Raw genomic sequence first — 26,980 nt, 5'->3', positions numbered from 1 at the left:
CCTGGCGCACCAACAAAAAAGGCCCGCACAATGCGGGCCTTTTCGTTGAACCAGAGCGGTCAACCGGCGATGGCGCGGTCCGCTGAGAGTTTGCCCGCACCTTCGATCAATACCGCGATACTGCCACCGAGCAAGGCCAGGGCGAATTCATAACCGTTGTTGGCCATGAACAGTCCGTTGCTGATGTGCACCGAGAAAATCGCCACCAGCAACAGGAAGGCCAGGCCAAGCGCGGCCGGGCGAACCAGCAAGCCGATGATCAGGGCCAGGCCGGCGAAGAATTCGATGCCGCCCGCCAGTGTCGCCATCAGGTAACCCGGCGTCAGTCCGAGGCTTTCCATGTACTGCGCGGTTCCAGCCAGACCATAGCCACCGAATGCCCCGAAGAGTTTCTGCGAGCCGTGAGCGGCGGAAATAATGCCGACCACGATGCGCAGAACCGTCAGGCCGTAGCCAGCGCGGGTAGACAGTACCTTGTTGATCAGAGTGCTCATGCTGATTCATTCCTTGTAAGTGTGTGTTGGTTGGCCGCTATATTAATCAGTAATTCACATGTTAAAAGCGCAAAAACCCCGCCATAACAATCAGATTAGTTGATCATTTTCGTGAGGCAACTTTTTGCTCCTGGGGCTCCAACGACTCGCGCTCCCGGTCGAACGCCAAGTAATACTTGTTCACGCTATTAACATAGCTGACAGGCCCCATACCCACTTGCTCCATGGCCACGCGTTCGACCTGGAAGAACCACTGGTTGGGATTCAAGCCTCGCCGCCGGGCTTCGGCGCGCATGCCCTGGACCCGCTCCGGCCCGATGTTGTAGGCCGCCAGCACGAAGGCCATGCGTTCGCGCTCGTTGAGCTTGGGGCTGGCAAAAAATTTGCGCCGGATCATCGCCAGGTACTTGGCCCCGGCCTGCACATTGCCATCAAGGTCCTGGATATTGTTGACCCCCACCCGCTGCGCCGCAGAAGGCGTGATCTGCATCAGACCGGTCGGGCCACCGCCACTGCGAGCGGCGGGTTGCAGGGCTGACTCCTTGAAGGCCAGCGCCGCCAGGTTCAACCAATCCATGCCTTGGGCATCGGCGTGCTTCTGCAGCACCGGGCGAAGCTTTTCCAGGCGCTGCCGGTCCGCCTTGGCCAGCGGATAGTGCACTTGATAGAGACGACGATAGATCCGCAGGAACGCGGCGTCCTGATCCGATGGTTTTTTGTAGACGGTGAGGAAGCGATCAATGCTGGCCCGCAGCATCGAGGCATCACGGCGCACGAACCAGAACTCTTCTCCCGGCTCGCTGACAAGTACCTGCTTGTCGAAACGCAGTTTGGGCAGGATCTTGCCCCAGCGTTCGGCGATCGGCTGCTCGACGATGGTCAGATGGAAGATCCCGCCCTGCACCATCTCCAGCACATCCTCGACGGCAAGGGTCGGATCGACCCATTCGATTGTGACCGGTGGCAGTTTGTGCAGGGCGAGCTTTTGATTGATCTGGCTGACGGCATCCCCGGCAGCGCTGCCGGCGGGTAACGCCAGGGTCTTGCCGGAAAGCTGTTCAAGCTTGGTGTAGCGGCGTTCGCCTTTGATGCCCACCAGGACCAACGGGATGTTGCTGGCAATCGGCTCACTGGTGCTGACGGCGAAGCCCGGTTGCAGATCGAGCAACTCGCCTGGCGCCACCAGATCGCCCTCCCCGCGCTGCAATGCGCCGAGCAGTTGATCCTTGGCCTTGGGAATGATCTTGAGGGTGATTTCCTGACCGTCACGGGCGTGGCCGTTGAGATACTGCTCGAACGCTCTCAGGCGATGGTATTCGACCCCGATCGCCTGCCCCTGGACTTCGCCGGAACTGTTGCGGCTCTGGTTGACCAACACCCGCAGCACACGACTGCTGCGAATTTCCGCAAGGTCGCGCACCTTGCTGGCCGGTACGGCTTGCAGCGGCCCGGGCAGACGCGCGACCGCCGACATCGGCAGTAGCAGCGAACAACACAGCAGTAGCAAAACCGAGGGACGAATCATCCACTCTCCGGAAAGAATATGAGGCCCGCTTCAATGACGAAAACCATCAAGCGCGGCGACAAAAACAGAGCGCCCAAGGCGCTGGCAAAGTGCGAAAGACTGGCACAATGATGGCAAAACTACCAACCCAGCCTGGTCCGCGGCTCAAGAGACAGCGTTAACCCGTTGTAGTTCTTGGCTTTTCTTATAAATCCACGGCTCTGATATGCTTTCCGGCCTTTGGGCCGAGGTAGCACCATGCAACTCATCGATATCGGCGTCAACCTGACCAACGCCAGTTTTGCCGACAAACACCGGGCCGTACTCGACCGCGCCTACGCGGCCGGCGTGTGCCAACTGGTGCTGACCGGCACCAGTGTCGAGGGCAGTGAACAGGCCCTTGAGCTGTGCCAGCAACTGGACGAAAGCGCCCAGCGCCTGTTCGCCACCGCCGGTATTCACCCTCATTGCGCCAGCGACTGGAACGCCGACAGCGCCCGACGTTTGCGCAGCTTGCTCATGGAGCCGAATGTGGTGGCCGTGGGTGAATGCGGGCTGGATTTCAACCGTGATTTCTCGCCGCGTCCGCAGCAGGAGAAAGTCCTCGAAGAACATCTGGCCATGGCCGTCGAATTGCAGTTGCCGGTGTTTCTGCACGAACGCGACGCCAGCCAGCGATTGCTGGAAATCCTGCGCGACTTCCGCGACCGACTGCCGGCCGCCGTAGTGCACTGCTTCACCGGGGAGCAGAAGGCACTGTTCAGCTACCTCGACCTCGACCTGCACATTGGCATTACCGGCTGGATCTGCGACGAGCGCCGGGGCACGCATTTGCATCCACTGGTCAAGGAGATCAAGCGCGGGCGCCTGATGCTCGAAAGCGATGCACCGTATTTGCTGCCGCGCAGCCTGCGCCCCAAACCGAAAAACGGGCGAAACGAGCCGGCATACCTGACCGAAGTACTGCGCGAAGTGGCACTGCATCGCGGGGAAAGCCAGGAAGATCTGGCGGCGCACACGACCGCCTGTGCGCGGGCGTTCTATGGGCTGCCATTGATCTCCTGATCACCATAAATCCCACAGGCTTGAAGTTGATCTGCATCAAGAATCAGCCACCTGAGTAGCGGCACAATAATGGCACCTTGCCAAAACTGTTTCCGCTATCAGAGAAGACCTCCATGGGTGCCTGGCTTAGCAATATCTCGCTGAAATACAAATTCTGGGCGGTCAACGCTGTCGCTTTCGTCACCACCCTGTTGCTGGTGCTGTACGCGGTACAGCTCGAACAGCAGGCCCGCAGTCACGCCGCCCAGGCTTCGGCCCAGGCCCAGGCGCGATTGCTCGAAGCCTGGCCTGCCGGGCAACCGCTGCCCCACGCCGACAACCTGCTGACGTTCAATCGCGGACAGGCGCCGTCGCTGAATGAACAACCCATTGTGGAGCTCATCAATGCAAACGGTTGGGTCGAGATCAACGTGATGCCGCTGTTCGGTGACAATCCGTTGATGGGTGCCGAAGTGTTTACCCGTGCCGACGGCCAGCAGGTCGCCGTGATTGCCCACGGCCCAAGTCTGAGCCAGGTGTTCAGCGAGCGCTTTGCCAACTACGCGATGGCGGTGTTCATCCTGATGCTGGCAATGCTCGGCGCATCACAGTTATTGATCCGCTTCCTGCTCAGCCAGCTCAACACCTTGAAAGACGTCATGTTGCACGTGGAGAAAACCGGCGACCTGTCGGCCCGCGTGCCATTGGCTTGCAGCGACGAAGTCGGGCAAATGGCCAACGCCTTCAACGCCATGCAGGCCGGTTATCAACGGGTGGTCAACACCGTCGCCAGTACAGCCCGGCAGCTGGACGTCGGCGCCGCGCGGTTGGCGGCCAGCATGAATGAAGTGCGCCACGGCATGCTGGGCCAGCAAAGCGAAACCGATCAGGCCGCCACGGCGATCAATGAAATGACTGCCACTGTGTATCACATCGCCCAACACGCGGGTGCCACCCGTGACCTTTCGCAATCGGCCAATACCCTGGCCGGCAGCGGGCAGGAGGTCGTGACACGGGTGCAGCGCTCGATTGCCGGACTGTCCACCGGCGTCCAGCAGACCGCCGAGATGATTCAACGCCTGGCCGAGGACAGCCAGAAGATCAACGGCGTGGTCAACGTGATTCACAGCATCGCCGAGCAGACCAACCTGCTGGCGCTGAACGCCGCCATCGAAGCGGCCCGAGCCGGCGAAATGGGTCGCGGCTTCGCGGTGGTCGCCGATGAAGTACGCAACCTCGCTAAACGCGTGCAGGCCTCGACGGATGAGATCACCCTCATGGTCTCGGCGTTGCAGGCCGGCACGCGGGACGCCGTGGATTTCATGCAAGAGAGTTCGTTCAAGGCCGACGACTGCGTACAACAGGCGCAAGAGGCCGGCGCGGCATTGGCCGAGATCACCGGCGCAGTGGCGCAGATGCGTGAAAGCAACACGCAGATCGCGGTGGCGGCCGAGCAGCAGAGCCAGGTGGCGGAAGAGATGAACCGGGCGGTGGTGAGTATCCGTGACGTGACCGAGAACACGGTGCAGCAGACGGTGACGTCGGCGACCACCAGCAATGAGCTGGCGGCATTGGCCGGGGAACTGAGCAAGGCCATAGGTCAGCTCAAACTTTGAGGGCCTCATCGCGAGCAAGCCCGCTCCCACAGGTGACCGAGTTCTTTCATTAGAATGCGGACGAATGTGGGAGCGGGCTTGCCCGCGATGAGGCCGGAACCGGCAACATCAATCCAGACCATGACACCTATCAAGCCAATAGCCAGCCTTGATTCGCCGCCAGCATGGACCAGGCCTATTCTTCCTACATGTATTCAACATGGATCGAGGATCGGCATCATGGGCAAACGTCACCCCAACCTTCCCGCCTGGCAATGGCGAGCGTACCCGAACAATCATCAGCACCCGACCAATCTGGTGCTGCACCTGATCGCGGTGCCGCTGTTCATCGTGGCATTTCTGCTGATTGTGTCCGGGGTGTTCAGCCTGAGCCTGGCAAATATCGCCATCGGTGTGATCGGTGTGATTGCGGCGCTGGCCTTGCAACGCCACGGCCACAGCCTGGAGACCCAAGCCGCCGAACCCTTCAGTGATCGCAAGGATGCGCTATCGCGTCTGTTGGTCGAGCAGTTCCTGACGTTTCCACGGTTCTTCCTCAGCGGTGGATGGTGGCGCGCCTGGCGTGAGCGCCATCGCCGTCACTGATCAGGCGAACACCGTCACCGTCTGCCGGCTCATGGCGATCAACCGGCCATCCGCGCTCCACATTTTTGCGGCGGCATGCCCGTAGCCGTCTGCGGCGTATTCGGTTTCGACGAGGTATTTGCACCAGTCCAGGGTGTTCAGTTCCAGCAGCGGCTGCACGAACTCGATAGTCCAGGTCAGGGTGCTGCCCATTGCCGGTTTCTTCAAAAACGGCATCAGGGCCGGCGGCCAGGCGTCCACCAGCGCCAGAATATGCGCCTCGCCGATGGCCTCTTCCTTCACGTCGCCGCGCAAGCGTACCCAGCCACCCATTTGCCGGGATGTGCTACCGCTGAACGGCAACCCACCGACACTCCAGCGCATCGCCAGGTGCCGCATGAACTCCGGGATCACGCCTTCGACAAAAGGCAATTCCTGGCATTCGTCCCAGTGCTTCATTTCCGGTGCCGGTTCAGCGGCCACCGCCACTTCCGAGGGGCGCGAGGCACCAAAGCTGCCCTGGACCAACGTCACCACCTGGCCCTTCTGCATCACCCGGCCCAACACTTGGCTGACGGCCTTGCCTTCGCGCAGCACATCGACTTCAAAACTGACCGGCACCTCGGGCTCAACCGGGCCGACGAAGGTGATTGCCAGCGAACGTACCGGCCGATCCGCCGGAACCCGGGCACGCATGGCTTCGTACTGCAAAGCCGCCACCAGGCCACCGAAACTGGCTCGCCCCTGGGCCCAGGAGGCCGGGATAGACAGCGCCAGCGGCTGGCTGCGGACAGCGTCGAGCAGTTCGGAAAAACGCATGAAAACCTCTGGGTTCGGAAAAAGATGAAGGGATATTAACCATCTGGCGAAGCTCATACATCGCCTATTCCGGCCAAATTGACTGACAGATAAGTCGCGCAACGCTCGCCGCCCCCCCTGTAGGAGCCAGCTTGCTCGCGAAAGCGTTCGATCAGTCAACAACAGAGCTGAATGATGAACCGCATTCGCGAGCAAGCTCGCTCCTACAGTGTGTGTCCGCTGGGGATTCAGGATTTGAAGCAATCGCGACTGAGCTTTTCCAGCACCCGGTCCGCACGGCTTTCAGCCTCGGCCATGGTGGCTTGCCACACGGCAACACAGGGCTGCAAATCCGCTTCCCGTTCAGCCATGGCCAGCCATTGCACGCAATCGTGCCAGTCGCCCAACGCGCCCTGGGACGATTTCAATCGGGGCATGGCCGCTTTCGGCAAACGGTCCAGCTCGGGGTAAGCGTCGATGCCATAGCGCACGCGCTTGATCAGCAGGCGCAGCCGATGACGGTTATGAGTCGGATCGTGCAGTGCCTCGTCGAGTTTTTTCCATTGCTTGCCCAAGCGTTTTTCGATGCGCTTGCGCAGGCCCTTGAGCAATCCCTGGCGCTGGGCGGCACGCAGAAAACGCGGAAACGCATCGAGGACGATCAGCATTTGCGCGAGCTCGGGACTGGCCGCCACAGCCGGATAGGCCTCGGCCATTTGCGCCATGCGCCACTGTGCGGCTTGGGGTTGATGGTGCTGGAGCAGGTACGCCGCCAGCACTTCGCGATCACGTAATGGCGTGGTCAGGTCGCCCACCCGGGAGGCGGCCGCTTCCAGTTGCTCGACACCGGGCTGCCCGCGCAAGGGTCGCAACAGGCTGCGCAACCGACGCATGGTTGTGCGCAGATCGTGTAACGCTTCAGGGTCTGTACGCTCTTTCAAGCGGGCCTGACAGGCCAGCAGACGAACTTCCAGGCCCAGAACCTGAGCCACCAACCGATCGATCATGGGGGTTTACTCCGTAAACAGCGCCAGGCTGCAAGCTCGAAGGGTCTTGCAGCTTGCAGCTTAGAGCTTGTAACCGCTTTTCGCTTTTAACGCCCCGCGCGCGATTCACGAATATAGAAACGGGCCTTCTCGGCTTTGGTGGTGCAGCCTTCGAACCCCTCGAATTGCTGCTGGGTCTTGGCTGCGGTCAACAACGACAGGGCCTTGGAGTAGCTGACGGTCCCGGCGAAACCTTCGGCTTTGGCCAGGTCCAGTTCATGCCATGCCGCATCCAGGTTACTACCGCAACTGTCGCGATAAGCGGTTTTGCCGGCACAACCGGCGAGCGCCAGGGCAATCAATGGCACGCAGATCCAGGCTTTCATCATTCACTCCTCAAGAATAGGTCAACAGTCGTGCAGGTAAGACGTTGTGGCACCTGAAAAGTGCCGTTGGTCCGCTGTGCAAACTATAGCGCTGACGAGAATAACCATGTGCCGCCATGGAGTGTCGAAAATACGACGCTCTTTCGCCATCAAACGACCATGACGATTGAAGCATGCCCCTCGATGGGTGCATTGTTGAACCATTCAAACGAGGGCGATCCATGAAAAAGCGCGTCGCACTGGTATTGGGCTCGGGTGGAGCCCGGGGTTATGCACATATCGGGGTCATTGAAGAGATCGAACGGCGCGGCTACGACATTGCCTGTATCGCCGGATGCTCCATGGGCGCGGTGGTGGGTGGGATCTACGCCGCCGGCAAACTCAATGATTACCGCGACTGGATCGAGAGCCTGGACTATCTCGACGTGTTGCGCCTGGTGGACGTCAGTTTTCGTCTGGGGGCGATTCGAGGCGAGAAAGTCTTCGGGCAGATCCGCAAAATCGTCGGCGAGATCAACATCGAAGATTTGCGCATCCCCTACACCGCTGTTGCCGCCGACCTGACCAACCAGCAGGAAATCTGGTTCCAGGAAGGTTGCCTGCATCAGGCCATGCGCGCCTCGGCCGCGATTCCCAGCCTGTTTACCCCGGTGATGCAGGGCAACCGCATGCTGGTCGATGGCGGCATTCTCAACCCACTGCCGATCGTGCCGGTGGTGTCGAGCCATTGCGACTTGATCATTGCAGTCAACCTCAACTCCACCAACCAGCGCCACTATCAATTGCCGGTCATCCAGCGTCCCGCCGCCTTCAAGACCCGCTTCGACAGCCTGATCAACTCCCTGGGCTCGAAGATGCCGTTCCGCCGCAAACAGGCCGAGCAATTGTTGATCCTCGAGCAGGAAGCCCTGAGGGCCGAAGGCGCGAACCTCAATCCGTGGATCGAATCCGCCGAGCCAGAAGCGCAGCAACCGGCGGCGGCTCCGCAAGCCAGTGGCGCGCCCCGCTCCGCCACCGGTTCGTTCATCATCGACAACGTCGGGCCGGCGTCCTTGCTGGATTTGATCAACCAGAGTTTCGAGGTGATGCAGACGTCGCTGGCGCAGTACAAGATTGCCGGGTATCCGCCGGACATCCTGATCAACGTGCCCAAGCGCGTGTGCCGGTTTTTCGAGTTCTACAAGGCGCCGGAGTTGATCGCGCTGGGACGCGAGATTGCGCGGGATACGCTGGACCGGTATGAGAATGAGCAAAACTGAGCGCCTGAAAACTCTCGGGTGAATGTTAGGGCCCCATCGCGAGCCTGCTCGCGATGGGGCCAGATCAGTCACCACAAGATTTCAAAACTATTCACTCAACAACCGATACCCCACCCCTGCCTCAGTGACGATGAACCTGGGTTGGGTCGGATCATCCGCCAGTTTCTGGCGCAAGTGCCCGACTACGATGCGCAGGTAGTGAGTGTCTTCGGTGTGGGTCGGTCCCCAGATGTCCTTGAGCAATTGCTGCTGGGTGATCACCCGCCCGGGATGCCGCGCCAGTTGCGCCAGCACGGCGTACTCCTTGCGGGTCAGCGCGACTTCGACATCGTCGAGCAGCACCCGGCGATACGCCAGGTCGACCGTCAACGGACCGAAGGTCAGCGCCGCTTGTTGCGCCTCGCCTGCGGGCGCCTGGCGCAATAATGCACGGATCCTCGCCAGGAACTCCTGGATGCCGAACGGCTTGGTCACGTAGTCATTGGCGCCGCCATCCAGGGCCTCGACTTTCTGCCCTTCATTGGCACGCACGGAGAGCACCAGCACCGGCACCGTCGACCACTCGCGAAAGTCGCGCAATACCTGTTGGCCGTCCATGTCCGGCAAGCCGAGGTCGAGCACCAGCAAGTCCGGTTTGTTCAACGCGGCTTGCGCCAATCCTTCACTGCCGGTACCCGCCTCCAGCACTTTGTAGCCTTGGGAAGCGAGGCTGATGCGCAGGAATTTGCGGATCTGCGGTTCGTCGTCAATGACCAAAATGGTCGCGGTCTGGCTCATGAATTCACATCAACACTAAGAAGTGGCAAGAGAGTAGCGCAAGCACGATCAGGCTTCACTTTCGTATCCCGGCTGAGCCTGTAGCGGCAGGTGCAACGTGATGCAGGTGCCGCGCCCCTCGATGCCGTCGGCGACGCTGATACGCCCGCCATGGGCACCGACCATGCCCTGACAAATCGCCAGCCCCAGCCCGGTACCCTGCCCGCCACGATCACCTCGCGCCGCGGTGTAGAACATGTCGAAAATCTTCGCCCGTTCCTCTTCCGGAATCCCCGGGCCCTCATCGCAGACCGAGAAAAACAGCTCAGTGTCATCGGCCCCTGCGCGCAATTGCAAACGCCCGTGGGGTGGCGAAAACCGCGCGGCGTTTTCCAGCACGTTGATCAGTGCCTGTTCGATCAGCGCAGCATGCACGTAAAGCAACGGCAACTCGGCCGGCACGTCGGTGCTGACCTGCAACGGCGCAAGGACTGCCCGCAGGCGATTGAGCGCACTGCCGACGATGTCCGCCGGCGATACCCAGTCCCGCGCCAGCTTCAAGGCACCGTGGCCGAGGCGGGTCATGTCGAGCAGGTTTTGAATGTAGCGGTCCAGGCGCTCGGCTTCATCGCGGGTGCCTTCGAGCAACTCACGTCGATCCTCCAGCGGGATCGCTTCACCCAGGGCCAGCAGGCTGTCGATGCTGCCGCGCATGGACGTCAGCGGTGTGCGCAAATCGTGGGACACCGACGCCAGCAAGGCGCTGCGTAGTTGCTCGGTTTCGCCGTGCAGCCGCGCAGCTTCCAGATCATCGGCCAGTTGCGCCCGGGCCAGAGCCTGGGCCAGCGGCTGGCTCAGTGCGGTCAACAAGCGTCGGCGCTGGCCGCTCAGGGTCTGGCCTTCCCTGGCGCACACGCCAAGCAACGCCAGCGGCCCGTCCTCCACCGACAATGGCCACCACCACCAGCGGCCGAACGGCAAAGTACCGGTGCCGGCGCCCGCGGGTTGATCGTGCTGCCAGGCCCAATCGGCGGCGGCGCGCTCGGCTTCGCTGAACTCCAGGGGGCCACCGGTTTCGACTTTCCAGCCGTGTTGCCCGTCACGATTGAGCAGGCACAGTTGCACATCGCTCCAACCATTGAGGTGCTGGGCAGCCGCGCTGACCACGGCCTGGCGGTCGGTGGCGGCGGTGAGTTTGCGTGACAGGTCGAGCAGTTCGGTGGTCTCTTCCTGGGTATCGCGCAATGCCTGCAATTGCCTGCGTTGACGCGCCGCGAGGTTGCCGGTGAGGGCCGCCATCAGCAGGAAAAACAGCAGGGTCAGCACGTCTTCTTCGCGCTGGATTCTGAAAGAGAAATTCGGTGGAATGAACAGAAAGTCATAGGTCAGGAACGACAGCGCCGCACAGGCCAGCGCCGGCCCGAGGCTGCTGCGCACCGCCACCAGCAACACCGCCGCAAGAAACACCAGGGAGATGTTCGGCAATGGCAGCACGCTCGCCACGGCCCAGGCCAGGGCGCTGGCCAGAACCGTCGCGACCACGGCCAATGCGTAGTCGAACCAGACCAGCGAATGCATCGACCGCTGATGGGGTTGAAGCTGTTGGTGATCGCTGTCGAGAACGTTGATTTCCAGTCCGCGTGCATTACGCAGCAGCCGCGCCGCCAGCCCGCCACCGAACAGACGTCGGCGCAAACGCGGTCGGGACTGGCCGACCAGCACCAGGCTGGCGCGACGTTCGGCGGCATGCTGGATCAGGGTTTTCGCCACTTCACCGGCGCGCAGTAACACCACTTCGCCGCCCAGCCGCTCGGCCAGTTGCTGGGCGCTCTGCAGGCGCAGGCGTGACTGCTCGTCACGCACGCTGCCGTTGTCCACGTGCACCAGGCTCCAGGGCAGGTGCCGCCGTTGGGCCACGCGACTGGCATGCCGTACCAGGCGCTCGGCCTGGGCATCGCCGTCGACCCCCACCAGCAAACGCCCGCGCACGGCCGGCGCTGCTTGCCCCAACTGACGATATCCTTGGGCCAGATCGTTATCGACCTGAGCCGCCGCGGTTTGCATCGCCAGTTCGCGCAGGGCCGTGAGGTTCGTCTGGGAAAAGAACGCGTCGATGGCCGCCCGCGCCTGCTCCGGCACATAGACCTTGCCGTCGCGCAGGCGCTCCAGTAACTCGCGTGGCGGCAAGTCGATCAGCAGCAGTTCGTAGGCTTCCTGCAACACCCAGTCCGGCAGGGTTTCGCGGACCTGCACGCCGGTGATGCCGCGCACCTGATCGTTGAGGCTTTCCAGGTGCTGGACGTTGACCGTGGTGTACACGTCAATGCCGGCGGCGAGCAGTTCCTGAATGTCCTGCCAGCGCTTTTCGTGACGACTGCCCGGTGCGTTGGTGTGCGCCAGTTCGTCGACCAGCACCAGCTTCGGTTTGGCGAGGAGCAGACCGTCGAGGTCCATTTCTTCGAGCAATACGCCACGGTACTCGGAACGTACCAACGGCTGCTGCGACAAGCCGCCGAGCAATGCTTCGGTTTCGGCCCTGCCGTGGGTTTCGACGACGCCGGCGACGACCTTCACCCCTTGGCGCAGCTGGGTGTGGGCCGCTTGCAGCATGGCATAGGTCTTGCCGACACCCGGCGCGGCGCCGAGAAACACCTTGAGACGGCCACGGCCATCGCGGGACAGGTCTGCTAACAGCGCGTCGGCGCGGCCGGAGTTGCTCATTTTCATTGCCTTGTTTGACTTGATATTTGGGAGTGGCATTAAAAGATCGCAGCCTGCGGCAGCTCCTACACCAGATGGCGTACATCCTGTAGGAGCTGGCGAAGCCTGCGATCTTTTGATCTACAGGTTTTCCAGCGCCCGATTCAACTCAAGCACATTGACCACCGGCGGGCCTATCAGTGGTTGCTCGATGTGGGCGTCCAACAGTTGCTGCAGTGTCGCGACCGGCAGGTTGCGCGCCGTTGCGACACGCGCCAGTTGATAGGCAATCGCCGCCGGTGGCAAGTGCGGATCGAGACCGCTGCCGGACGTAGTGACCAGCGCCAGGGGCACCGGTCCTTGGCCAGGCACCAGCAGTTTGCTGGCCTCGTCGATCACCCGCGTCGCCAACGCCGGGTTGCTTGGCGACAGGTTGCTGGCGCTGCTCGACACGGTGGCAAAGGCACCGGCCGAAGGGCGCGGGTGGAACCAGGCGTCGCCGACGAAATCCTGGGCGATCAGCGAGGAACCGCGGACCTTGCCCTCGGTATCCCGCACCAGGCTGCCGTTGGCCTGATCCGGGAACGCGACCTGGGCCACGCCGGTGACCACCAGTGGATAAGCAACGCCGGTGATCAGCGTCATCAGGACCAGCAGGCTCAGGGCCGGGCGTATCAATGTGGACATTGCAAAATCCTCGAATTCAGAGAGTACTCATCACTCACGGACACACCCATCACTTGTGGCGAGGGAGCTTGCTCCCGTTCGGGTGCGAAGCAGCCGCCTGACCAATGACTGCGGTGTGCCTGAAAAAACGTGGCGGTTGGGTTGGGGCTGCTACGCAGCCCAGCGGGAGCAAGCTCCCTCGCCACAAAAACCAGCACCGGCCATCAAACCCAATGCAACGCCGTCAACAGCATGTCGATCGCCTTGATGCCCACGAACGGCACCAGGATCCCGCCCAGGCCGTAGATCAGCAGATTGCGCCGCAGCAACGCCGCCGCACTTGCCGCGTGAACCCGCACTCCGCGCAGCGCCAGCGGAATCAGCACCACAATGATCAGGGCGTTGAACACGATCGCCGAGAGAATCGCGCTCTGCGGGCTGCTCAGGTGCATCACGTTGAGTACGCCCAGTTGCGGGTAGATCGCGGCGAACAGCGCCGGCAGGATTGCGAAGTACTTGGCCACGTCGTTGGCGATGGAAAAGGTCGTCAGCGCACCGCGGGTAACCAGCAACTCCTTGCCGATTTGCACCACGTCCAGCAGCTTGGTCGGGTCGCTGTCGAGGTCGACCATGTTGGCCGCTTCACGGGCCGCTTGCGTGCCGTCATTCATCGCCATGCCGACGTCCGCCTGGGCCAGGGCCGGGGCGTCGTTGGCGCCGTCGCCGCACATGGCGACCAGACGACCGTCGTTTTGCTCATGACGAATACGCGCCAGTTTTTTCTCCGGCGTGGCTTCCGCCAGCACATCGTCCACACCTGCCTCAGCGGCGATGGCAGCAGCGGTCAACGGGTTGTCGCCGGTAACCATGACGGTGCGGATCCCCAGTTTGCGCAACTCGGCGAAACGCTCGCGGATACCGGGCTTGACCACGTCCTTGAGGTGGATCGCCCCGAGCAACTTGCCGTCGGCACACACCAACAACGGGGTGCCACCGCTTTGGGCGATCTTGTCGATTTCACGGGACAAGGCCGGTGCCAGGTCCGCACGTTTGAGGCCCACGAACGCCAGCAACGAATCCACCGCACCTTTGCGGTACACGCGCCCTTGATAGTCGACACCAGACAAGCGGGTTTCGGCACTGAATGGCACGGCTGTCAGCACGTCAGCGGATGGTTCCGGTTGCGGATGAGTGCCGCGCAGGTACTCGACGATCGACTTGCCTTCCGCAGTGTCGTCGGCCAGCGAAGCCAGCAATGCGCCTTCGGCCAGCTCCCTGGCTGTCACGCCAGGCGCGGCATACACCGCCGAGCAACGACGGTTACCGAAGGTGATGGTGCCGGTCTTGTCCAGCAGCAGGACGTGCACGTCCCCCGCTGCTTCCACCGCACGACCGGACTTGGCGATCACGTTCAGACGTACCAGCCGATCCATCCCGGCGATACCGATGGCCGAGAGCAAACCGCCGATGGTGGTCGGAATCAATGTGACCAACAGCGCCACCAGGAACACCAGCGGCAGGCTGCCACTGGCGAAGTGGGCGAACGGTTGCAGGGTCACCACGACCAGCAGGAAGATCAGGGTCAGGCCGATCAGCAGGATGTCGAGCGCCACTTCGTTCGGGGTTTTCTGGCGTTTGGCGCCTTCGACCAGGGCGATCATGCGGTCCAGGGTCGACTCGCCGGGGTTGGCGGTGATCTTCACCAGCAGCCAGTCAGACACCAGCCGTGTGTTGCCGGTAACGGCCGAACGGTCGCCACCGGACTCGCGAATCACCGGCGCCGATTCACCGGTAATCGCCGCTTCGTTGACCGCCGCGATGCCTTCGATCACCTCGCCGTCACCGGGGATCATTTCCCCCGCTTCGACGCGCACCACATCGCCTTTGCGCAGGTTGGCGGCTGGCACCACCTGAAAGCTGCCGTTGCTGGTCTTGCGCCGGGCGCTGAGGCCTTCGCTACCGGCCTTGAGGCTGTCGGCGCGGGCCTTGCCGCGACCTTCGGCCAGGGCTTCGGCGAAGTTGGCGAACAGGACGGTGAACCACAGCCACACCGCGATTTGCGCGGCGACGAAAGTCGGCACCGCCGTGTCGGGAATGAAGCACAACACGGTGGTCAGGATCGCCGTCAGTTCGACCACCAGCATCACCGGCGCACGCTGCAACTGCCGTGGGTCGAGTTTGACGAAGGCTTGCACCAGCGCCGGGCGCCACAGGGCCGAGATGGCGGTTTTCGGTTGTTCCGGCGCTTTGGCGGCGACGGTTTTGGTTACGGGCATATTCATCATTGATTCCTCAGAAGCCCATGCTCAAGTGTTCAGCGATAGGACCCAGCGCCAACGTCGGCAGGAAGGTCAAACCACCCACCAGCAAAATGGTCACGGTCAGCAGGGTCACGAACAGCGGGCCGTGGGTCGGGAAGCTGTTCTGCCCGATCGGCGCGGTTTTCTTCATCGCCAGGCTGCCGGCCAGGGCCAGGACCGGGAGGATGTAGCCGAAGCGACCGATCAACATGCCCAGGCCCAGCATCAAGTTGTGAAAGGGTGTGTTGGCGCCGAGGCCCGCGAAGGCGGAACCGTTGTTGGCACTGGCCGAGGTGTAGGCGTAGAGCAACTGACTGAATCCGTGAGGCCCAGGGTTGCTCACTGCGGCCACCGGGCCTGGCAGGCTGGCGGCGATCGCGCCGAGCACCAGTACGCCAATCGGCATGACCATCAGGGTCACCACTAGCAATTGCACTTCCTTGGCCTGCAGTTTCTTGCCAAGGTATTCCGGAGTACGACCGATCATCAGGCCGGCGAGGAACACCGCGATCAGCACGTTGAGCAACATGCCGTAAAGCCCGGCACCGACGCCGCCGAAGATCACTTCGCCCACCATCATGTTGACCAGGGCCACCATGCCGCTCAGCGGGTTGAGGCTGTCGTGCATGCCGTTCACCGAACCGTTGGACGCGGCCGTGGTGGTCACCGACCACAACACAGTGGCGGTAGTGCCGAAGCGCGCTTCCTTGCCTTCGAGCGGCGCGGTCTGTTCGACGGCGACATTGTTCAGGGCCGGGTTCGGCTGGTATTCAGCCCATAGCGAGGTCGCGCCGCCGATCAGGAACAACGCCAACATGCAGGCGATGATCGCCCGGCTCTGGCGCAGGTCCTTCACGTAATGGCCGAAGGTGAACACCAGCGCGACGGGGATCAAAATGATCGAGGCCATTTCGAACAGGTTGCTCCAGGCCGTCGGGTTCTCGAACGGATGCGCCGAGTTCACGCCAAAGAAACCGCCACCGTTGGTGCCCAGTTGCTTGATCGCAATCTGGCTGGCAGCCGGCCCTAGCGGGATCACTTGGTCAACACCTTGCATCGTCACCGCATTCACGTACTGCGCGAAGGTTTGCGGCACGCCCTGCCAGACCAGGTACAGCGCCAGCAGCAGGCACAACGGCAGCAAGCCGTAGAGGGTGGCGCGGGTCATGTCGACCCAGAAGTTGCCCAGGGTTCGAGTGGACTTGCGGCCGATGCCGCGACACAGCGCGACCAGTACCGCCAGGCCGGTGGCGGCGCTGACGAAGTTCTGCACGGTGAGGCCTACCATCTGGCTCAAGTAGCTCAGGGATGCTTCGCCGCTATAGGCCTGCCAGTTGGTGTTGGTCATGAAGCTGACGGCGGTGTTGAACGCCAGCGTCCACTCCTGACCCGGCAGGTTCTGCGGATTCAGCGGCAGGTGGTCCTGGAACAGCAAGATGGTGAACAACAGCAGGAAACCCGCGAGGTTGAAGGCAAGCAAGGCCAGGGCGTATTTCTGCCAGCTCTGTTCGGCTTGCGGGTCAACCCCGGCCAGTCGGTAACAGCCACGTTCGACTGGCCCGAGGACCGGCGACAGCCACGTGCGCTGCCCTTCCATCACCTTGTAGTAGAAGCGCCCGAGAAACGGCGCCGGGACCAATACCAGGGCGAAAAACCCGAGGATCAGCCAATAGTCATAACTGTGCATAGCCGCTCCTAGTTCCGGTCCGCGCGCAACAGCGCAACCAACAGATAGATGAACAGCCCCACTGCGAGCAGCAGCGACACCCCGTCCAGAACGCTCATGGAAGTTCTCCGTGTTACGGCGTATTGCCGCGTGTGGAGTCATTGTCGGAAAGGAGGCTGTAAAGGAACGAGACTGAGGGTGCCCGCGGGGCATAAAGAAAGCGTAAAGAGTGGGTTTATGGCTTTGTTACAGCGAGGATTGATGGCGCATGCGCGGGCCTCATTGCTAGCAAGCTTGCTCCCATATTTGAGAGGCGTCAGCCCATACAACATGGCTCCACTGTGGGAGCGAGCTTGTTCGCGATGGCGGCACAACAGACATCAACGCACCCAACTGGCGCATCAAAAAGCATGCATCCAGCAGCGATCATCCCCGATACGACAGCTTTCAGCCCATTACGACGCACAATCGCGAAATGGCACGCCCACTGCACTGGCCTCCCCCGAGCTTTCCAAACCACTCAGGGAGCAAACCCATGAACACACAACTCAAACCCACGCTGGGCACCTTGCACCTGTGGGGCATTGCGGTCGGGCTGGTGATTTCCGGAGAGTATTTCGGCTGGAGCTATGGCTGGGGCGTGGCCGGGACCTTGGGCTTTCTGGTGACCTCGTTCATGGTTGCCACCATGTACACCTGCTTCATCTTCAGTTTCACCGAGCTGACCACCGCCATTCCCCATGCCGGCGGTCCCTTTGCCTACAGTCGTCGCGCCTTTGGCGAGAAAGGCGGATTGATCGCCGGGCTGGCGACACTGATCGAATTCGTCTTCGCCCCACCGGCGATTGCCCTGGCCATCGGCGCCTACCTCAATGTCCAGTTTCCAGCCCTGGACCCGAAACACGCGGCAGTCGGTGCCTACATCGTATTCATGGGCCTCAACATCCTCGGCGTAAAACTGGCAGCCACCTTCGAACTGGTGGTCTGCGTGTTGGCGGTCGCAGAATTGCTGGTGTTCATGGGTGTGGTCGCCCCGGCATTCAGCTTCAGCCATTTCGCCCTCAATGGCTGGGCCGGTTCCGATGTATTCGGTGGTCCGGCGATTGCCGGGATGTTCGCGGCGATCCCCTTCGCCATCTGGTTCTTCCTCGCCATCGAAGGCGCTGCCATGGCCGCCGAAGAAGCCAAGGACCCGAAACGCACGATTCCCAAGGCTTACATCAGCGGTATCCTGACCCTGGTGCTGCTGGCGATGGGTGTGATGTTCTTCGCCGGTGGCGTCGGCGACTGGCGCACCCTGTCGAACATCAACGACCCGCTGCCCCAGGCGATGAAAACCGTGGTAGGCGAAAGCTCGGGCTGGCTGCACATGCTGGTGTGGATCGGCCTGTTTGGTCTGGTGGCGAGTTTCCACGGGATCATACTTGGCTATTCGCGGCAGTTCTTCGCCCTCGCCCGGGCCGGTTACCTGCCGGCGTCCCTGGCCAGACTGTCGCGTTTTCAAACTCCGCACCGGGCGATCATCGCCGGCGGTGTCATCGGCACTGCAGCCATCTACAGCGACGGCTTGATCAACCTCGGCGGCATGACGCTGACCGCCGCGATGATCACCATGGCCGTGTTCGGCGCCATCGTGATGTACATCATGAGCATGCTCAGCCTGTTCAAACTGCGTAAAACCGAGCCGAACCTGGAACGCACCTTCCGCGCCCCTTGCTACCCGCTGGTGCCGTTCATTGCACTGATGCTGGCAGTGGTGTGCCTGGTGGCGATGGCCTGGTTCAACACGTTGATCGGCCTGATCTTCCTGGGCTTCATGGCGGCAGGTTTCGTGTACTTCATGCTCACCGCACAACTGCGCGCCGAAGCGCCGGCGGATGCGATGCTGACCGGACATTGAAAGCGTTCGAGTCAACCTTGAACAACAGGCATAGAATGGGGGTGATAGCGATGGAACTGCGATGAAACCCCATCACTCAAAGTGGTATGCACGATCGGTTGGCGAGCCCTCGCCGACCGCCTGCTTTCAAGGAGAGTCCTATGCCCTGGTATGCCTGGTTGATTCTGGTCGTTGCCATCGGCTCGATCGTTGGTGGTCTGATGCTGCTGCGCGACACCGCCAACAAGGTCGAACTGACCGAAGAACAACGCAAGCGCGTCGCCGAACGCAATGCGGAAATGGACGCCAAGGAAGCGCAGGACCGCTGACTGAAAACCCCGCCTTGAACGGCGGGGTTTGTTTTTGCGTGAAATCTCCCGGAATCATGCCGCTTTGCACCCATATCGAAGCATCTGCATGTTTATTAGAAGTAGAAGTACAGTCACCATGCAATTTCCATTGGTTAATATGGCCGCATTGATGCGGAGATATCAGATGCGTTACTCGCAGGACCATAAAGCCCAGACCCACCAACGCATAATCAAGGAAGCTTCAGCGCGATTTCGACGCGACGGTATCGGCGCGACCGGGCTGCAACCCCTGATGAAAGCTCTGGGCTTGACCCACGGTGGCTTTTACTCGCACTTCAAGTCCAAAGACGAACTGGTAGAGAAAGCCTTGCAGGAGGCTGGCGCACAAGTCGACGAGTTGTGCGCGCAAATCTTCGCAGAGGAACAGCCACTCGAAGCCTTCATCGACGCCTACCTGTCCGAATGGCATCAAACCTCACCCCACGAAGGCTGCCCGCTGCTGACTATTTCTTCGGAACTGGGGCTGCGTGGTCAACCGAGTCCGACCAGCGACGTCGTGCTCCAGGCGCGACTCGATCAGATCCAGCACACCCTTGACGGAGAGCACACCGCCGACCGCAGCATCGTCATCATGTCTACGCTGGTCGGCGCCTTGCTGTTATCGCGCAGCGTTGCCGACGCCGAGTTTGCCCAACGGATTCTCGACGTCGCACGCGAACACCTGAAAAACTCTCAGGGCTAACCCTGCCAGCGCTTGAACAATACGCTGGCATTGACCCCGCCAAATCCGAAGCCGTTGGACAACGCGTATTCGATGGTCATCGGCCGCGCGTTGCCATGAACGATATCCACGCCTTCAGTTGCAGGGTCCGGGTTCTCGAAATTGAGCGTCGCCGGCACGATCTGGTCGCGGATCGCCAGCAGCGTAAAGATCGCTTCGAGTCCACCGGCTGCGCCGAGCAAATGTCCGGTCGCCGACTTGGTCGATGTCACAGCGATGCCATTTTGCGCCCCGAACAATGCCTTGATCGCCGCCAGCTCCCCCAGATCCCCCACCGGAGTCGAGGTTGCATGAGCATTCAGATGCTGGATCTGAGCCGGTGAAACACCGGCCTGTGCCAATGCCAGCGACATCGCGCGCCGCGCACCGCTGCCATCCTCGGGGCCGGCGGTCAGGTGATAGGCATCGGCGCTGGTACCGTAGCCGACCAGCTCCGCCAGTGGTTGAGCACCGCGAGCCAGCGCATGGTCCAGAGACTCGATGACCAGCAGTCCGGCCCCTTCCCCCATGACAAAACCGTCGCGGCCGCTGTCGAAAGGTCGCGAAGCACGCTCGGGCGTTTCATTGTAAGCGCTGGACAAGGCGCGAGCTGCCGCAAACCCGGCAAGGCTGACCCGATCGATCGCCGCTTCCGCTCCGCCGCACACCGCGATGTCCGCCTCCCCCGCACGAATCAACCGCGCCGCGTCACCAATCGCCTGAACCCCGGCGGCGCATGCCGTGACCGGCGCGCCCAATGGCCCCTTGAAGCCATGCTGGATCGACACATGGCCTGCCGCAAGGTTGACCAGAAACGACGGGATGGTGAATGGCGACAAACGTCGCGGACCACGGCTGTCGGTGGTGCGCACCGCGTCGGCAATCGCGCCGAAACCACCCACGCCTGAACCGATGATGGTGGCCGTGCGCTCCTGGGCATCGGCATCCAGCGCTTGCCAGCCGGCTTGCTCCAGTGCCTGACGCGCGGCTTCCATGGCGAACAGAATGAAGCGGTCCATCTTCTTCTGTTCCTTGGGCGGCGTTGCCCGGTCCGGATCGAACCCGGCTTCCGGGTCATCAGCCAGCGTTGGTACTGCGCCGCCGACTTTTGCCGGCAGGTCGGCCACCACGTCTTCCGGCAGATTGCGCAACCCGGAGCGCCCGGCCAACAGGCGCTGCCAGACTGTTTCGACGCCGCTCCCCAGAGGGGATACCAGGCCCATGCCCGTGACTACCACTCGACGATCACTCATACCGCACACACCTCTAGCCAGTTGATGGCGCTTACCGATAACGGGCAGCCGCCGTGCTTTTGGAAAGGTTAGGCGCCATCACAAAACGCGCCGCCACGAACGAATCCCAGTCCGCTGCATCGGGCAACGAAGGAATCGTGATCAACTCACCCGAATCCAGGCCCGACAACGCTGCATCGACCATTACACCGGCCTCCATCACCATCTCCGCAGGAATCTGTGAGGCATCGATACCGGAGCGCTCCCAGATTTCAGTACGTGTCACGCCGGGCAGCACCGCCTGGATCTTCACTCCGGTGCCATTCAGTTCGGCGCTCAACGATTGAGTCAAACTCAATACGTAAGCCTTGCTGGCGCTATACGTCGCGTTGAAGCGCTCAGGAAACAAGGCCACCACCGATGCAATATTGATAATCGTGCCGCGCCCGGCCTTGGTAAAACTGGCTGCCGCCGCTGCGGCCAATCGCGTGACAGCGGTGATATTCAACTGAATCATTCGTTCCAGTTGATCAGTATCGGCATTAGCCAATAGCCCGTCCGCCGCCACACCGGCGTTATTGAGCAAAAGGCTGATACTCGAATCGCTGCGTAACCGCTGTTCGATTTGCCGCACGTCTTCCTTTTGAGTGAGATCCGCCTTCAGTACTTCCACCTTGACCCCGTGCTCCGAGCGTAGCTTGCTCGCCGCCATCTCCAGTCGCTGCTCGTCACGAGCCACCAACAACAAATCAAAACCGCGGGCTGCCAACCGCTCAGCGTAAACCGCCCCGATACCGGAGGAAGCGCAGGTGACGAGTGCCGTACCTTGGGACAGGACTGAATTCATGAGTGTGCTCCTGAAGAAATGCGAGGAATGGGATGGCGATTTATTATAGGCATAATTTAAGAAATATATGACACACATAATTTCAGCCTCGGACCAGCGGACAGGTGCCCTGCGATACAGCCTGCTTCTATCCCTAACCAACAATCGAGCGATAATCGATTAACTGCGGATGCACACTAGGCTCTGTACGAAAAGTAATGTCGTAAATACCGCATGGCGCAGGCCAGCGAGACCATCGCCGCATAACTTTTCGCGAGTTTGTCGAAGCGCGTAAGGATGCGGCGGTTTTCTTTCAGCCATCCGAACATACGCTCGATGATGTTGCGCTGCCGGTACTTGGGACGATCAAACAGTCTCGGCAAACCCGGCTTGGGTTTGCGCTTCATGCTGCGCAGAGGAATCACCGGCTGCATCCGATAGCGGTCGCAGTAACGACGCAAAGCTTCGGCGTCATAGCCTTTATCAGCCAACAGCCATCGGCAGCGTTTGCGAGGGCCGCCGCGCAAGCTTGGTATGTACGCCTCATCCAGCAACGGTTGGGCATAAGCGATGTCACTGGCTTGTCCGCCCGACAATAGAAATGTCAGGGGTAAACCGTTGGCATCGCACAGCATGTTAATCTTGGTGGTCAGGCCGCCCCGGCTGCGGCCGAGCGCATGATCTTGCGGTTCTTCAGGCCCCCTTTTTTCCCAGCACCAGAAGAGGCCCGGGTTGCGCGTACTGCCGTGGAGTCAATCATCCAAGTTTCCAGATCAATGAACCCTTGCTCGTTCAGATTGATGTGAAGCCTCTTTAGCATCTGGTCAAACGTTCCGCGATTGCGCCAGTCACGAAAACGTTGATAAACCGTTGACCAAGGGCCGAAACGCTCAGGCATGTCACGCCAAGCAGCACCAGAACAGAGCACCCAAAGGACGCCGTTAAGCATTAAACGGTCATCTGTTCGTGGGCGCCCGCTACGACGAGGTTCATCGAATACATCCGCAACCAAATCCCAGGCTGCGTCGGGGAGTTCATACCGTTTGGCCATCATGGGCTCCTGCCTTTGATGGACGCGGACTTTACTGAATTTCGACGCCTGTGGAATTCAAATTGGTTTCGACTGATTTCGTACAGAACCTAGGCAACCAACCTGCTGCATTCCGCATGCGCTATCGATTCAGCAAAACGAACCAGAACAGGCTACAAAAATTGACAGTTTCAATTATCAACTGCTTGCAGTGAGAATTTAGATACGGGAGAATGCGAAATATTTCTAAATGTTTTTTCAGACTCGTCAGCTAAACCTATTGAGCACCCCTCAACGGCAGCAGACTTTTATAAATTGAGGGTTTCATGAACTTCCCTGAAAAAATAAGCCCCGACATTGAGCATCATGAAATTGATGTTGCAGAATTTATACGCAACCTATGGAAACAAAGAGGGATAATTCTACTCTTTACCGGTCTTTCCACGGCGCTCGCAATTACTTATGCATTAACGGCACAACCCCAATATAAAGTACAAAACTATATCAGGCCGGTCGCCTCAACTGACCTGGATATGTTAAATGGAACCGGTCTTTACACAATCAATCCAGCAGAGTCATTAAGACGTATCGGTTCTTCCATGGAGTCGTATTCCGTACGCTTGAAATTTTTTCAGGCCAACCCGGAATTGCTCGCGCCAATTCAAGTAAATGGTAAATCACTCGAAGAAACGCTTGAGCGTTTCAACACCAATGGCTTTACAGTCGATCAAATCGACCCTAAAAAAACCGCCAATCTTTCGGAAGCCATTCAGTTTGGTGTTGAGTACCCATTGGGAATGGATGGTGTCGCTATTGTTAACAACTTTACCGACTTCGTCGTCAAACGTGAAAAAGAGAAAGTCGAATCGGACTTGAAAACTCTTATTGACAACCGAATTGCACAAACCGAAAGAAAGTTGCTCTCGAGGAAAGCAGCATACGAAGCCGATAAGGACTCAAAGATTGCCGAGCTCCTTGAAAAGGATCAGCTAAGAAAAGAGATGCTTCAAGACGAACTCAAGGCTTTGCGTCAGCAGCTTCAAACTCGCCGACAAAATCGCATCAAACAACTGGATGAGGCAATAACAATTGCCAAGAAGCTGGGTATTGTTGCCCCTACTACGCCATCTGCCCTTGGAGACTCCGGGCAAACACGGCAGGGCAACATGATTCGAACAGAAGTAAGCAACCAACAAATCCCTCTATATTTTATGGGTCAGTCGGCGCTAGAAGCAGAGCGTGCGACATTGGTCTCGCGAAACTCTGATGATTTTACCGAGCCTCGTATTGATGAGATTCAAAAAGAACTCACCCTCCTTGCCAACAACCGCGAGGTCGCTTTGCTGCGGCAACGCAATAACGAAGAGCTTTTCTTGAACGGCTTGAGTAAAATCCGCGAAGAATTGGCGCACTTGAAAAACATACATATCGAGTCTGACCAGTTCAACTTGGTTAATATCGACAGAACTGCTTCGCCTCCACCATTTCCTATCAAACCGAAAAAAGCATTGATCGTCGGCGCAGGGCTGATATTCGGATTACTGCTCGGCACCCTGCTTGCTTTCGCTCGGGCAACCTTGCTACCGAAAAAGCCCGATTAACAAACACACCGCAGTAGAAACTTTCGGGACTAATCTCTCGCACAAATAAAAAGGCCGATCAATGATCGGCCTTTGTCATTCAATCACACTATTAGTTCACCTCGATCTTCTCGCGATTCCTATCCAGAATCGCTTTCCCGATACCCTTCACTTCCAGTAATTCGTCAACTGAAGCAAACGCACCATTACTTTCACGATAAGCAACAATCGCCTTGGCTTTTGCCTCGCCCACCCCAGCCAACTCACGTTGCAACGTAGGTGCATCAGCACTATTGAGATCGACTTTTCCGGACTGTGCCTTGGCGGCTACATCCTGCACCAGAGGAGCATTCTTCAACTCGGGTGGGTTGACAGGCGCGGCGATTGCCGCAAGAGAGGCGCTTGCAAGAAGGGCGAAAACCAGGGAGTAGAAACTGCTTGTACGCATAAGTGAAGCTCCATGCCATCGTCTGAGAAAGCAGCTTTTCCAAAGCTGCTCTCCAAACTTAGGCGATCTCATGGAACTGTCAAAAATGTGTACGTTACAGGATATGAAACAATCAGGGTTCGAGGCGGCGCTGCTGGAAAATCCAGTCGACGATCTCCCCGTCGGGGGTATAGCCACTCACCGTTTCACGTAAGATTTGACGCACTTGAGTGTAATCATCGCGCTCAACAGCCGACAGTAACTCACTCAGCCTGACTTTAAGGACATCCCAACTGAGATAGTCTTCGTTGGCTGTCATGATCATCGGGTGCGGCGTAGCCGCAACGTTATCCCCAATAAGCAATTCTTCATAAAGCTTCTCACCAGGTCTCAGACCGGTGAACTGAATGGAGATATCGCCATGTTGATTTTTTTCCGAACGTACGCTCAAGCCGGAGAGATGAATCATTTTCTCCGCAAGCTCGACAATTTTTACCGGTTCACCCATATCCAGAACAAAAACATCCCCCCCCTGCCCCATCGAGCCAGCTTGAATCACAAGCTGGGCCGCTTCCGGGATGGTCATAAAGTAACGGGTTATTTTCGGATGAGTAACCGTTAAAGGACCGCCGGACATGATCTGTTTGTGAAACAGCGGAATTACCGAGCCGGAAGACCCTAGTACGTTGCCGAATCGCACCATGGTAAACCTGGTTTTATTGACTCGAGAGACATTGGTCTTATCGCCAAACATCACCGGCGCCACCTCGCGGCTCAATGCCTGCAGCGTCAACTCCGCCAACCGCTTCGTACTGCCCATGACGTTCGTAGGACGCACGGCCTTATCCGTAGAGATCAGTACGAAATTCGAAACTCCGGCCTGAAGAGCGGCTTGTGCGGTATTCAACGTACCAACTACATTGTTCCACACCCCTTCGGCAATATTGTGCTCAACCATCGGGACATGTTTATAAGCGGCAGCGTGATACACCGTATCGACATGCCAGGTTTTCATTACATCTAGAAGTTTGTCCTGATTACGCACCGAACCAAGTATTGGTAACAGACGTACAGACAGCGACTCTCGCGATATACGCTGCTCCAACTCCGAGAGAATACTGTAAAGATTGAACTCACTGTGTTCGAACAACAAAAGCGTCGTCGGTTGCAGGACCAGGATCTGACGACAAAGCTCGGAGCCGATAGAGCCGCCGGCGCCCGTGACGAGAACCGATCGATCCTTGATGCAATGCTCCAGTAAATCACCCTGTGCTGGCACAGCATCCCGACCGAGCAGGTCCGCGATATCAACCTCTTGTATATCGTCGACCTTGACTCGCCCGCTGGCGAGGTCCATGAACCCCGGTATACTTCGTACGTGCAGTGGGAATCGCTCCAGAAAGCCAAGAATCTCACGGCGGCGAGCACGATTCACTGATGGAACCGCAAGTAGAATTTCCTGCGCCCCGGTAACATCAATCATGCGTTGAATATGCTTGGGCTTATACACCTGCAAGCCAGAGATCACGCGATCAGCGATGCTTTTATCATCATCAATGAATGCAACCGGGCGCATCGCGCGCCCCATCCGAAGTGCTGCAACCAGTTGGTTCCCAGCCGCGCCGGCTCCATAAATAGCTACGCGTGGCAGCCCATCGTCACGATTGGTAAACGGCACATGTTGTGCTGCTGCAAACCAGTCACCCAGAAAATACTGGCGCATAGCGAGACGAAGCCCTCCCACCATGATCAGGCTAAGCCACCAGTAGTTAAAAATAATTGACCGCGGGACAACGTTCTGATGATTGCTGTACCAGAACACCACCACCCCGAGAATCAGGGCAGAAAGGCTGACAGCCTTGATAATCGCAATCAGGGCATCGTTACCGAAGTAACGCATCACCGCCCGGTACATTCCGAAGCGGATGAAAAGAGGAATCGCGATGACCGGGGCAGCCAGGAACAACCAAAAATGCTGGGTAAACGGATTGATCATCTCGTCAATACCCAAGCGAACGATGAATGACATCCACAACGCTACCCAGACGAGCGAGCAGTCAGTGATGACTTGCAAGATACGTTTGCGACTACGTGGAAGCCTTAACAAATATGCCCGAAGATTATCCATAAAACCCCTTTCGCACTCCTGAAAGCTTCAAGCGCTGGATACTTAAAATCAGAGATCAATTATTTAAC

General features: G+C 59.3%; 24 protein-coding genes and 1 pseudogene. 9 read left to right on the top strand and 16 right to left on the bottom strand.

Translation table 11 applies throughout. The annotated features are described in order from the left end of the window. Positions 1-59 precede the first annotated feature (59 nt). The gene (locus VC35_RS22350; RefSeq protein ID WP_046042643.1) at positions 60-494 is read right to left on the bottom strand and encodes a DoxX family protein; all 435 of its coding nucleotides are present in this window, start codon (positions 492-494) and stop codon (positions 60-62) included. Between the two features lie 103 nt (positions 495-597). After that, a complete protein-coding gene (locus VC35_RS22345; protein ID WP_046042642.1) occupies positions 598-2,019 on the bottom strand; it encodes an MltF family protein in 1,422 nt (473 codons plus the stop codon). 237 nt (positions 2,020-2,256) lie between these two features. Here VC35_RS22345 and VC35_RS22340 point away from each other — a divergent pair, with 237 nt between their 5' ends. From VC35_RS22340 to VC35_RS22330, 3 genes are all read left to right on the top strand, one after another. Further along, positions 2,257-3,063, top strand: a complete 807-nt coding sequence (locus VC35_RS22340) for a TatD family hydrolase (protein ID WP_046042641.1) — start codon at positions 2,257-2,259, stop codon at positions 3,061-3,063. Between the two features lie 113 nt (positions 3,064-3,176). Continuing rightward, on the top strand, positions 3,177-4,658 hold the full coding sequence (locus VC35_RS22335) for a methyl-accepting chemotaxis protein (protein ID WP_046042640.1): 1,482 nt from the start codon (positions 3,177-3,179) through the stop codon (positions 4,656-4,658). A gap of 219 nt (positions 4,659-4,877) precedes the next feature. Then, positions 4,878-5,243: an Mpo1-like protein gene (locus tag VC35_RS22330; RefSeq protein WP_046042639.1), complete on the top strand. Its 366-nt coding sequence runs from the start codon at positions 4,878-4,880 to the stop codon at positions 5,241-5,243. Here the strand turns inward: VC35_RS22330 and VC35_RS22325 are convergent, their stop codons facing one another. Continuing rightward, complete coding sequence (locus VC35_RS22325) at positions 5,244-6,041, bottom strand: acyl-CoA thioesterase (RefSeq protein WP_046042638.1); 798 nt, start codon at positions 6,039-6,041, stop codon at positions 5,244-5,246. A gap of 89 nt (positions 6,042-6,130) precedes the next feature. Here VC35_RS22325 and VC35_RS30090 point away from each other — a divergent pair. Beyond that, positions 6,131-6,250: pseudogene (locus tag VC35_RS30090) on the top strand (metal ABC transporter ATP-binding protein); the annotation flags it as partial. A gap of 18 nt (positions 6,251-6,268) precedes the next feature. Here the strand turns inward: VC35_RS30090 and VC35_RS22320 are convergent. Then, positions 6,269-7,027: a CHAD domain-containing protein gene (locus tag VC35_RS22320; protein ID WP_046042637.1), complete on the bottom strand. Its 759-nt coding sequence runs from the start codon at positions 7,025-7,027 to the stop codon at positions 6,269-6,271. Positions 7,028-7,113: 86 nt separating this feature from the next. Continuing rightward, positions 7,114-7,392: a hypothetical protein gene (locus VC35_RS22315; protein WP_008000319.1), complete on the bottom strand. Its 279-nt coding sequence runs from the start codon at positions 7,390-7,392 to the stop codon at positions 7,114-7,116. Positions 7,393-7,613: 221 nt separating this feature from the next. Here VC35_RS22315 and VC35_RS22310 point away from each other — a divergent pair, with 221 nt between their 5' ends. Further along, positions 7,614-8,651 (top strand): patatin-like phospholipase family protein, encoded by a 1,038-nt coding sequence (locus VC35_RS22310; protein WP_046042636.1) that lies wholly within the window; start codon positions 7,614-7,616, stop codon positions 8,649-8,651. Positions 8,652-8,738: 87 nt separating this feature from the next. Here the strand turns inward: VC35_RS22310 and VC35_RS22305 are convergent, their stop codons facing one another. The 6 genes from VC35_RS22305 to kdpF form a co-directional block, all read right to left on the bottom strand. Continuing rightward, positions 8,739-9,428 (bottom strand): response regulator, encoded by a 690-nt coding sequence (locus VC35_RS22305; RefSeq protein ID WP_046042635.1) that lies wholly within the window; start codon positions 9,426-9,428, stop codon positions 8,739-8,741. Positions 9,429-9,476: 48 nt separating this feature from the next. Continuing rightward, positions 9,477-12,128 (bottom strand): sensor histidine kinase, encoded by a 2,652-nt coding sequence (locus VC35_RS22300; protein WP_046042633.1) that lies wholly within the window; start codon positions 12,126-12,128, stop codon positions 9,477-9,479. Between the two features lie 120 nt (positions 12,129-12,248). Beyond that, positions 12,249-12,794: a potassium-transporting ATPase subunit KdpC gene (gene kdpC / locus VC35_RS22295; RefSeq protein ID WP_046042632.1), complete on the bottom strand. Its 546-nt coding sequence runs from the start codon at positions 12,792-12,794 to the stop codon at positions 12,249-12,251. A 203-nt stretch (positions 12,795-12,997) separates the two neighbouring features. Then, complete coding sequence (kdpB, locus tag VC35_RS22290; RefSeq protein ID WP_046042631.1) at positions 12,998-15,055, bottom strand: potassium-transporting ATPase subunit KdpB; 2,058 nt, start codon at positions 15,053-15,055, stop codon at positions 12,998-13,000. 10 nt (positions 15,056-15,065) lie between these two features. After that, a complete protein-coding gene (kdpA, locus tag VC35_RS22285) occupies positions 15,066-16,760 on the bottom strand; it encodes a potassium-transporting ATPase subunit KdpA (RefSeq protein ID WP_046042630.1) in 1,695 nt (564 codons plus the stop codon). Positions 16,761-16,768: 8 nt separating this feature from the next. After that, complete coding sequence (gene kdpF / locus VC35_RS29155) at positions 16,769-16,858, bottom strand: K(+)-transporting ATPase subunit F (RefSeq protein WP_007899818.1); 90 nt, start codon at positions 16,856-16,858, stop codon at positions 16,769-16,771. Positions 16,859-17,274: 416 nt separating this feature from the next. Between kdpF and eat the strand changes: the two genes are divergently transcribed. The 3 genes from eat to VC35_RS22275 all read left to right on the top strand — a co-directional run bounded on the left by eat (position 17,275) and on the right by VC35_RS22275 (position 19,671). Beyond that, a complete protein-coding gene (gene eat / locus VC35_RS22280) occupies positions 17,275-18,639 on the top strand; it encodes an ethanolamine permease (RefSeq protein WP_046042629.1) in 1,365 nt (454 codons plus the stop codon). 140 nt (positions 18,640-18,779) lie between these two features. Next, positions 18,780-18,947, top strand: a complete 168-nt coding sequence (locus VC35_RS29150; RefSeq protein ID WP_007985427.1) for a DUF2897 family protein — start codon at positions 18,780-18,782, stop codon at positions 18,945-18,947. Between the two features lie 166 nt (positions 18,948-19,113). Beyond that, positions 19,114-19,671, top strand: coding sequence for a TetR/AcrR family transcriptional regulator (locus VC35_RS22275; protein ID WP_046042628.1), 558 nt, complete (start codon positions 19,114-19,116; stop codon positions 19,669-19,671). Here VC35_RS22275 and fabF read toward each other — a convergent pair. The 3 genes from fabF to VC35_RS29145 form a co-directional block, all read right to left on the bottom strand. Then, positions 19,668-20,942, bottom strand: a complete 1,275-nt coding sequence (fabF, locus tag VC35_RS22270; RefSeq protein WP_046042627.1) for a beta-ketoacyl-ACP synthase II — start codon at positions 20,940-20,942, stop codon at positions 19,668-19,670. The genes VC35_RS22275 and fabF overlap by 4 nt on opposite strands. Positions 20,943-20,973: 31 nt before the next feature. Beyond that, positions 20,974-21,768: an SDR family NAD(P)-dependent oxidoreductase gene (locus VC35_RS22265; RefSeq protein ID WP_046042625.1), complete on the bottom strand. Its 795-nt coding sequence runs from the start codon at positions 21,766-21,768 to the stop codon at positions 20,974-20,976. A 176-nt stretch (positions 21,769-21,944) separates the two neighbouring features. Next, positions 21,945-22,798, bottom strand: a protein-coding gene (locus VC35_RS29145; RefSeq protein ID WP_185754835.1) for an IS5 family transposase whose coding sequence is annotated in 2 segments (ribosomal slippage) — positions 21,945-22,454 and positions 22,457-22,798 — 852 coding nt in all. Because the reading frame shifts where the segments join, the coding sequence is not laid out codon by codon here. Between the two features lie 305 nt (positions 22,799-23,103). Here VC35_RS29145 and VC35_RS22250 point away from each other — a divergent pair. Then, positions 23,104-24,378, top strand: coding sequence for a Wzz/FepE/Etk N-terminal domain-containing protein (locus VC35_RS22250; RefSeq protein WP_046042621.1), 1,275 nt, complete (start codon positions 23,104-23,106; stop codon positions 24,376-24,378). A 91-nt stretch (positions 24,379-24,469) separates the two neighbouring features. On the opposite strand, the gene VC35_RS22245 is transcribed toward VC35_RS22250, so the two are convergent. Both VC35_RS22245 and VC35_RS22240 read right to left on the bottom strand, forming a co-directional pair. Further along, a complete protein-coding gene (locus VC35_RS22245; protein WP_046042619.1) occupies positions 24,470-24,805 on the bottom strand; it encodes a ComEA family DNA-binding protein in 336 nt (111 codons plus the stop codon). A 112-nt stretch (positions 24,806-24,917) separates the two neighbouring features. Further along, positions 24,918-26,912, bottom strand: coding sequence for a polysaccharide biosynthesis protein (locus VC35_RS22240; protein ID WP_046042618.1), 1,995 nt, complete (start codon positions 26,910-26,912; stop codon positions 24,918-24,920). Between the last annotated feature and the right edge of the window lie 68 nt (positions 26,913-26,980).

It is taken from the genome of Pseudomonas fluorescens, assembly GCF_000967965.1.
Classification (GTDB): domain Bacteria; phylum Pseudomonadota; class Gammaproteobacteria; order Pseudomonadales; family Pseudomonadaceae; genus Aquipseudomonas; species Aquipseudomonas grandcourensis.
Note: the sequence above shows the minus strand (reverse complement) of the source record. Positions and strands in the feature narration are given on the sequence as shown.

Excerpts from the sequence above, each read along its gene's own strand:
- VC35_RS22350 (WP_046042643.1), bottom strand. The coding sequence starts at position 494 with ATGAGCACTCTGATCAACAAGGTACTGTCTACCCGCGCTGGCTACGGC.
- VC35_RS22345 (WP_046042642.1), bottom strand. The coding sequence starts at position 2,019 with ATGATTCGTCCCTCGGTTTTGCTACTGCTGTGTTGTTCGCTGCTACTG.
- VC35_RS22340 (WP_046042641.1), top strand. The coding sequence starts at position 2,257 with ATGCAACTCATCGATATCGGCGTCAACCTGACCAACGCCAGTTTTGCC.
- VC35_RS22335 (WP_046042640.1), top strand. The coding sequence starts at position 3,177 with ATGGGTGCCTGGCTTAGCAATATCTCGCTGAAATACAAATTCTGGGCG.
- VC35_RS22330 (WP_046042639.1), top strand. The coding sequence starts at position 4,878 with ATGGGCAAACGTCACCCCAACCTTCCCGCCTGGCAATGGCGAGCGTAC.
- VC35_RS22325 (WP_046042638.1), bottom strand. The coding sequence starts at position 6,041 with ATGCGTTTTTCCGAACTGCTCGACGCTGTCCGCAGCCAGCCGCTGGCG.
- VC35_RS22320 (WP_046042637.1), bottom strand. The coding sequence starts at position 7,027 with ATGATCGATCGGTTGGTGGCTCAGGTTCTGGGCCTGGAAGTTCGTCTG.
- VC35_RS22315 (WP_008000319.1), bottom strand. The coding sequence starts at position 7,392 with ATGAAAGCCTGGATCTGCGTGCCATTGATTGCCCTGGCGCTCGCCGGT.
- VC35_RS22310 (WP_046042636.1), top strand. The coding sequence starts at position 7,614 with ATGAAAAAGCGCGTCGCACTGGTATTGGGCTCGGGTGGAGCCCGGGGT.
- VC35_RS22305 (WP_046042635.1), bottom strand. The coding sequence starts at position 9,428 with ATGAGCCAGACCGCGACCATTTTGGTCATTGACGACGAACCGCAGATC.
- VC35_RS22300 (WP_046042633.1), bottom strand. The coding sequence starts at position 12,128 with ATGAGCAACTCCGGCCGCGCCGACGCGCTGTTAGCAGACCTGTCCCGC.
- kdpC (WP_046042632.1), bottom strand. The coding sequence starts at position 12,794 with ATGTCCACATTGATACGCCCGGCCCTGAGCCTGCTGGTCCTGATGACG.
- kdpB (WP_046042631.1), bottom strand. The coding sequence starts at position 15,055 with ATGAATATGCCCGTAACCAAAACCGTCGCCGCCAAAGCGCCGGAACAA.
- kdpA (WP_046042630.1), bottom strand. The coding sequence starts at position 16,760 with ATGCACAGTTATGACTATTGGCTGATCCTCGGGTTTTTCGCCCTGGTA.
- kdpF (WP_007899818.1), bottom strand. The coding sequence starts at position 16,858 with ATGAGCGTTCTGGACGGGGTGTCGCTGCTGCTCGCAGTGGGGCTGTTC.
- eat (WP_046042629.1), top strand. The coding sequence starts at position 17,275 with ATGAACACACAACTCAAACCCACGCTGGGCACCTTGCACCTGTGGGGC.
- VC35_RS29150 (WP_007985427.1), top strand. The coding sequence starts at position 18,780 with ATGCCCTGGTATGCCTGGTTGATTCTGGTCGTTGCCATCGGCTCGATC.
- VC35_RS22275 (WP_046042628.1), top strand. The coding sequence starts at position 19,114 with ATGCGTTACTCGCAGGACCATAAAGCCCAGACCCACCAACGCATAATC.
- fabF (WP_046042627.1), bottom strand. The coding sequence starts at position 20,942 with ATGAGTGATCGTCGAGTGGTAGTCACGGGCATGGGCCTGGTATCCCCT.
- VC35_RS22265 (WP_046042625.1), bottom strand. The coding sequence starts at position 21,768 with ATGAATTCAGTCCTGTCCCAAGGTACGGCACTCGTCACCTGCGCTTCC.
- VC35_RS22250 (WP_046042621.1), top strand. The coding sequence starts at position 23,104 with ATGAACTTCCCTGAAAAAATAAGCCCCGACATTGAGCATCATGAAATT.
- VC35_RS22245 (WP_046042619.1), bottom strand. The coding sequence starts at position 24,805 with ATGCGTACAAGCAGTTTCTACTCCCTGGTTTTCGCCCTTCTTGCAAGC.
- VC35_RS22240 (WP_046042618.1), bottom strand. The coding sequence starts at position 26,912 with ATGGATAATCTTCGGGCATATTTGTTAAGGCTTCCACGTAGTCGCAAA.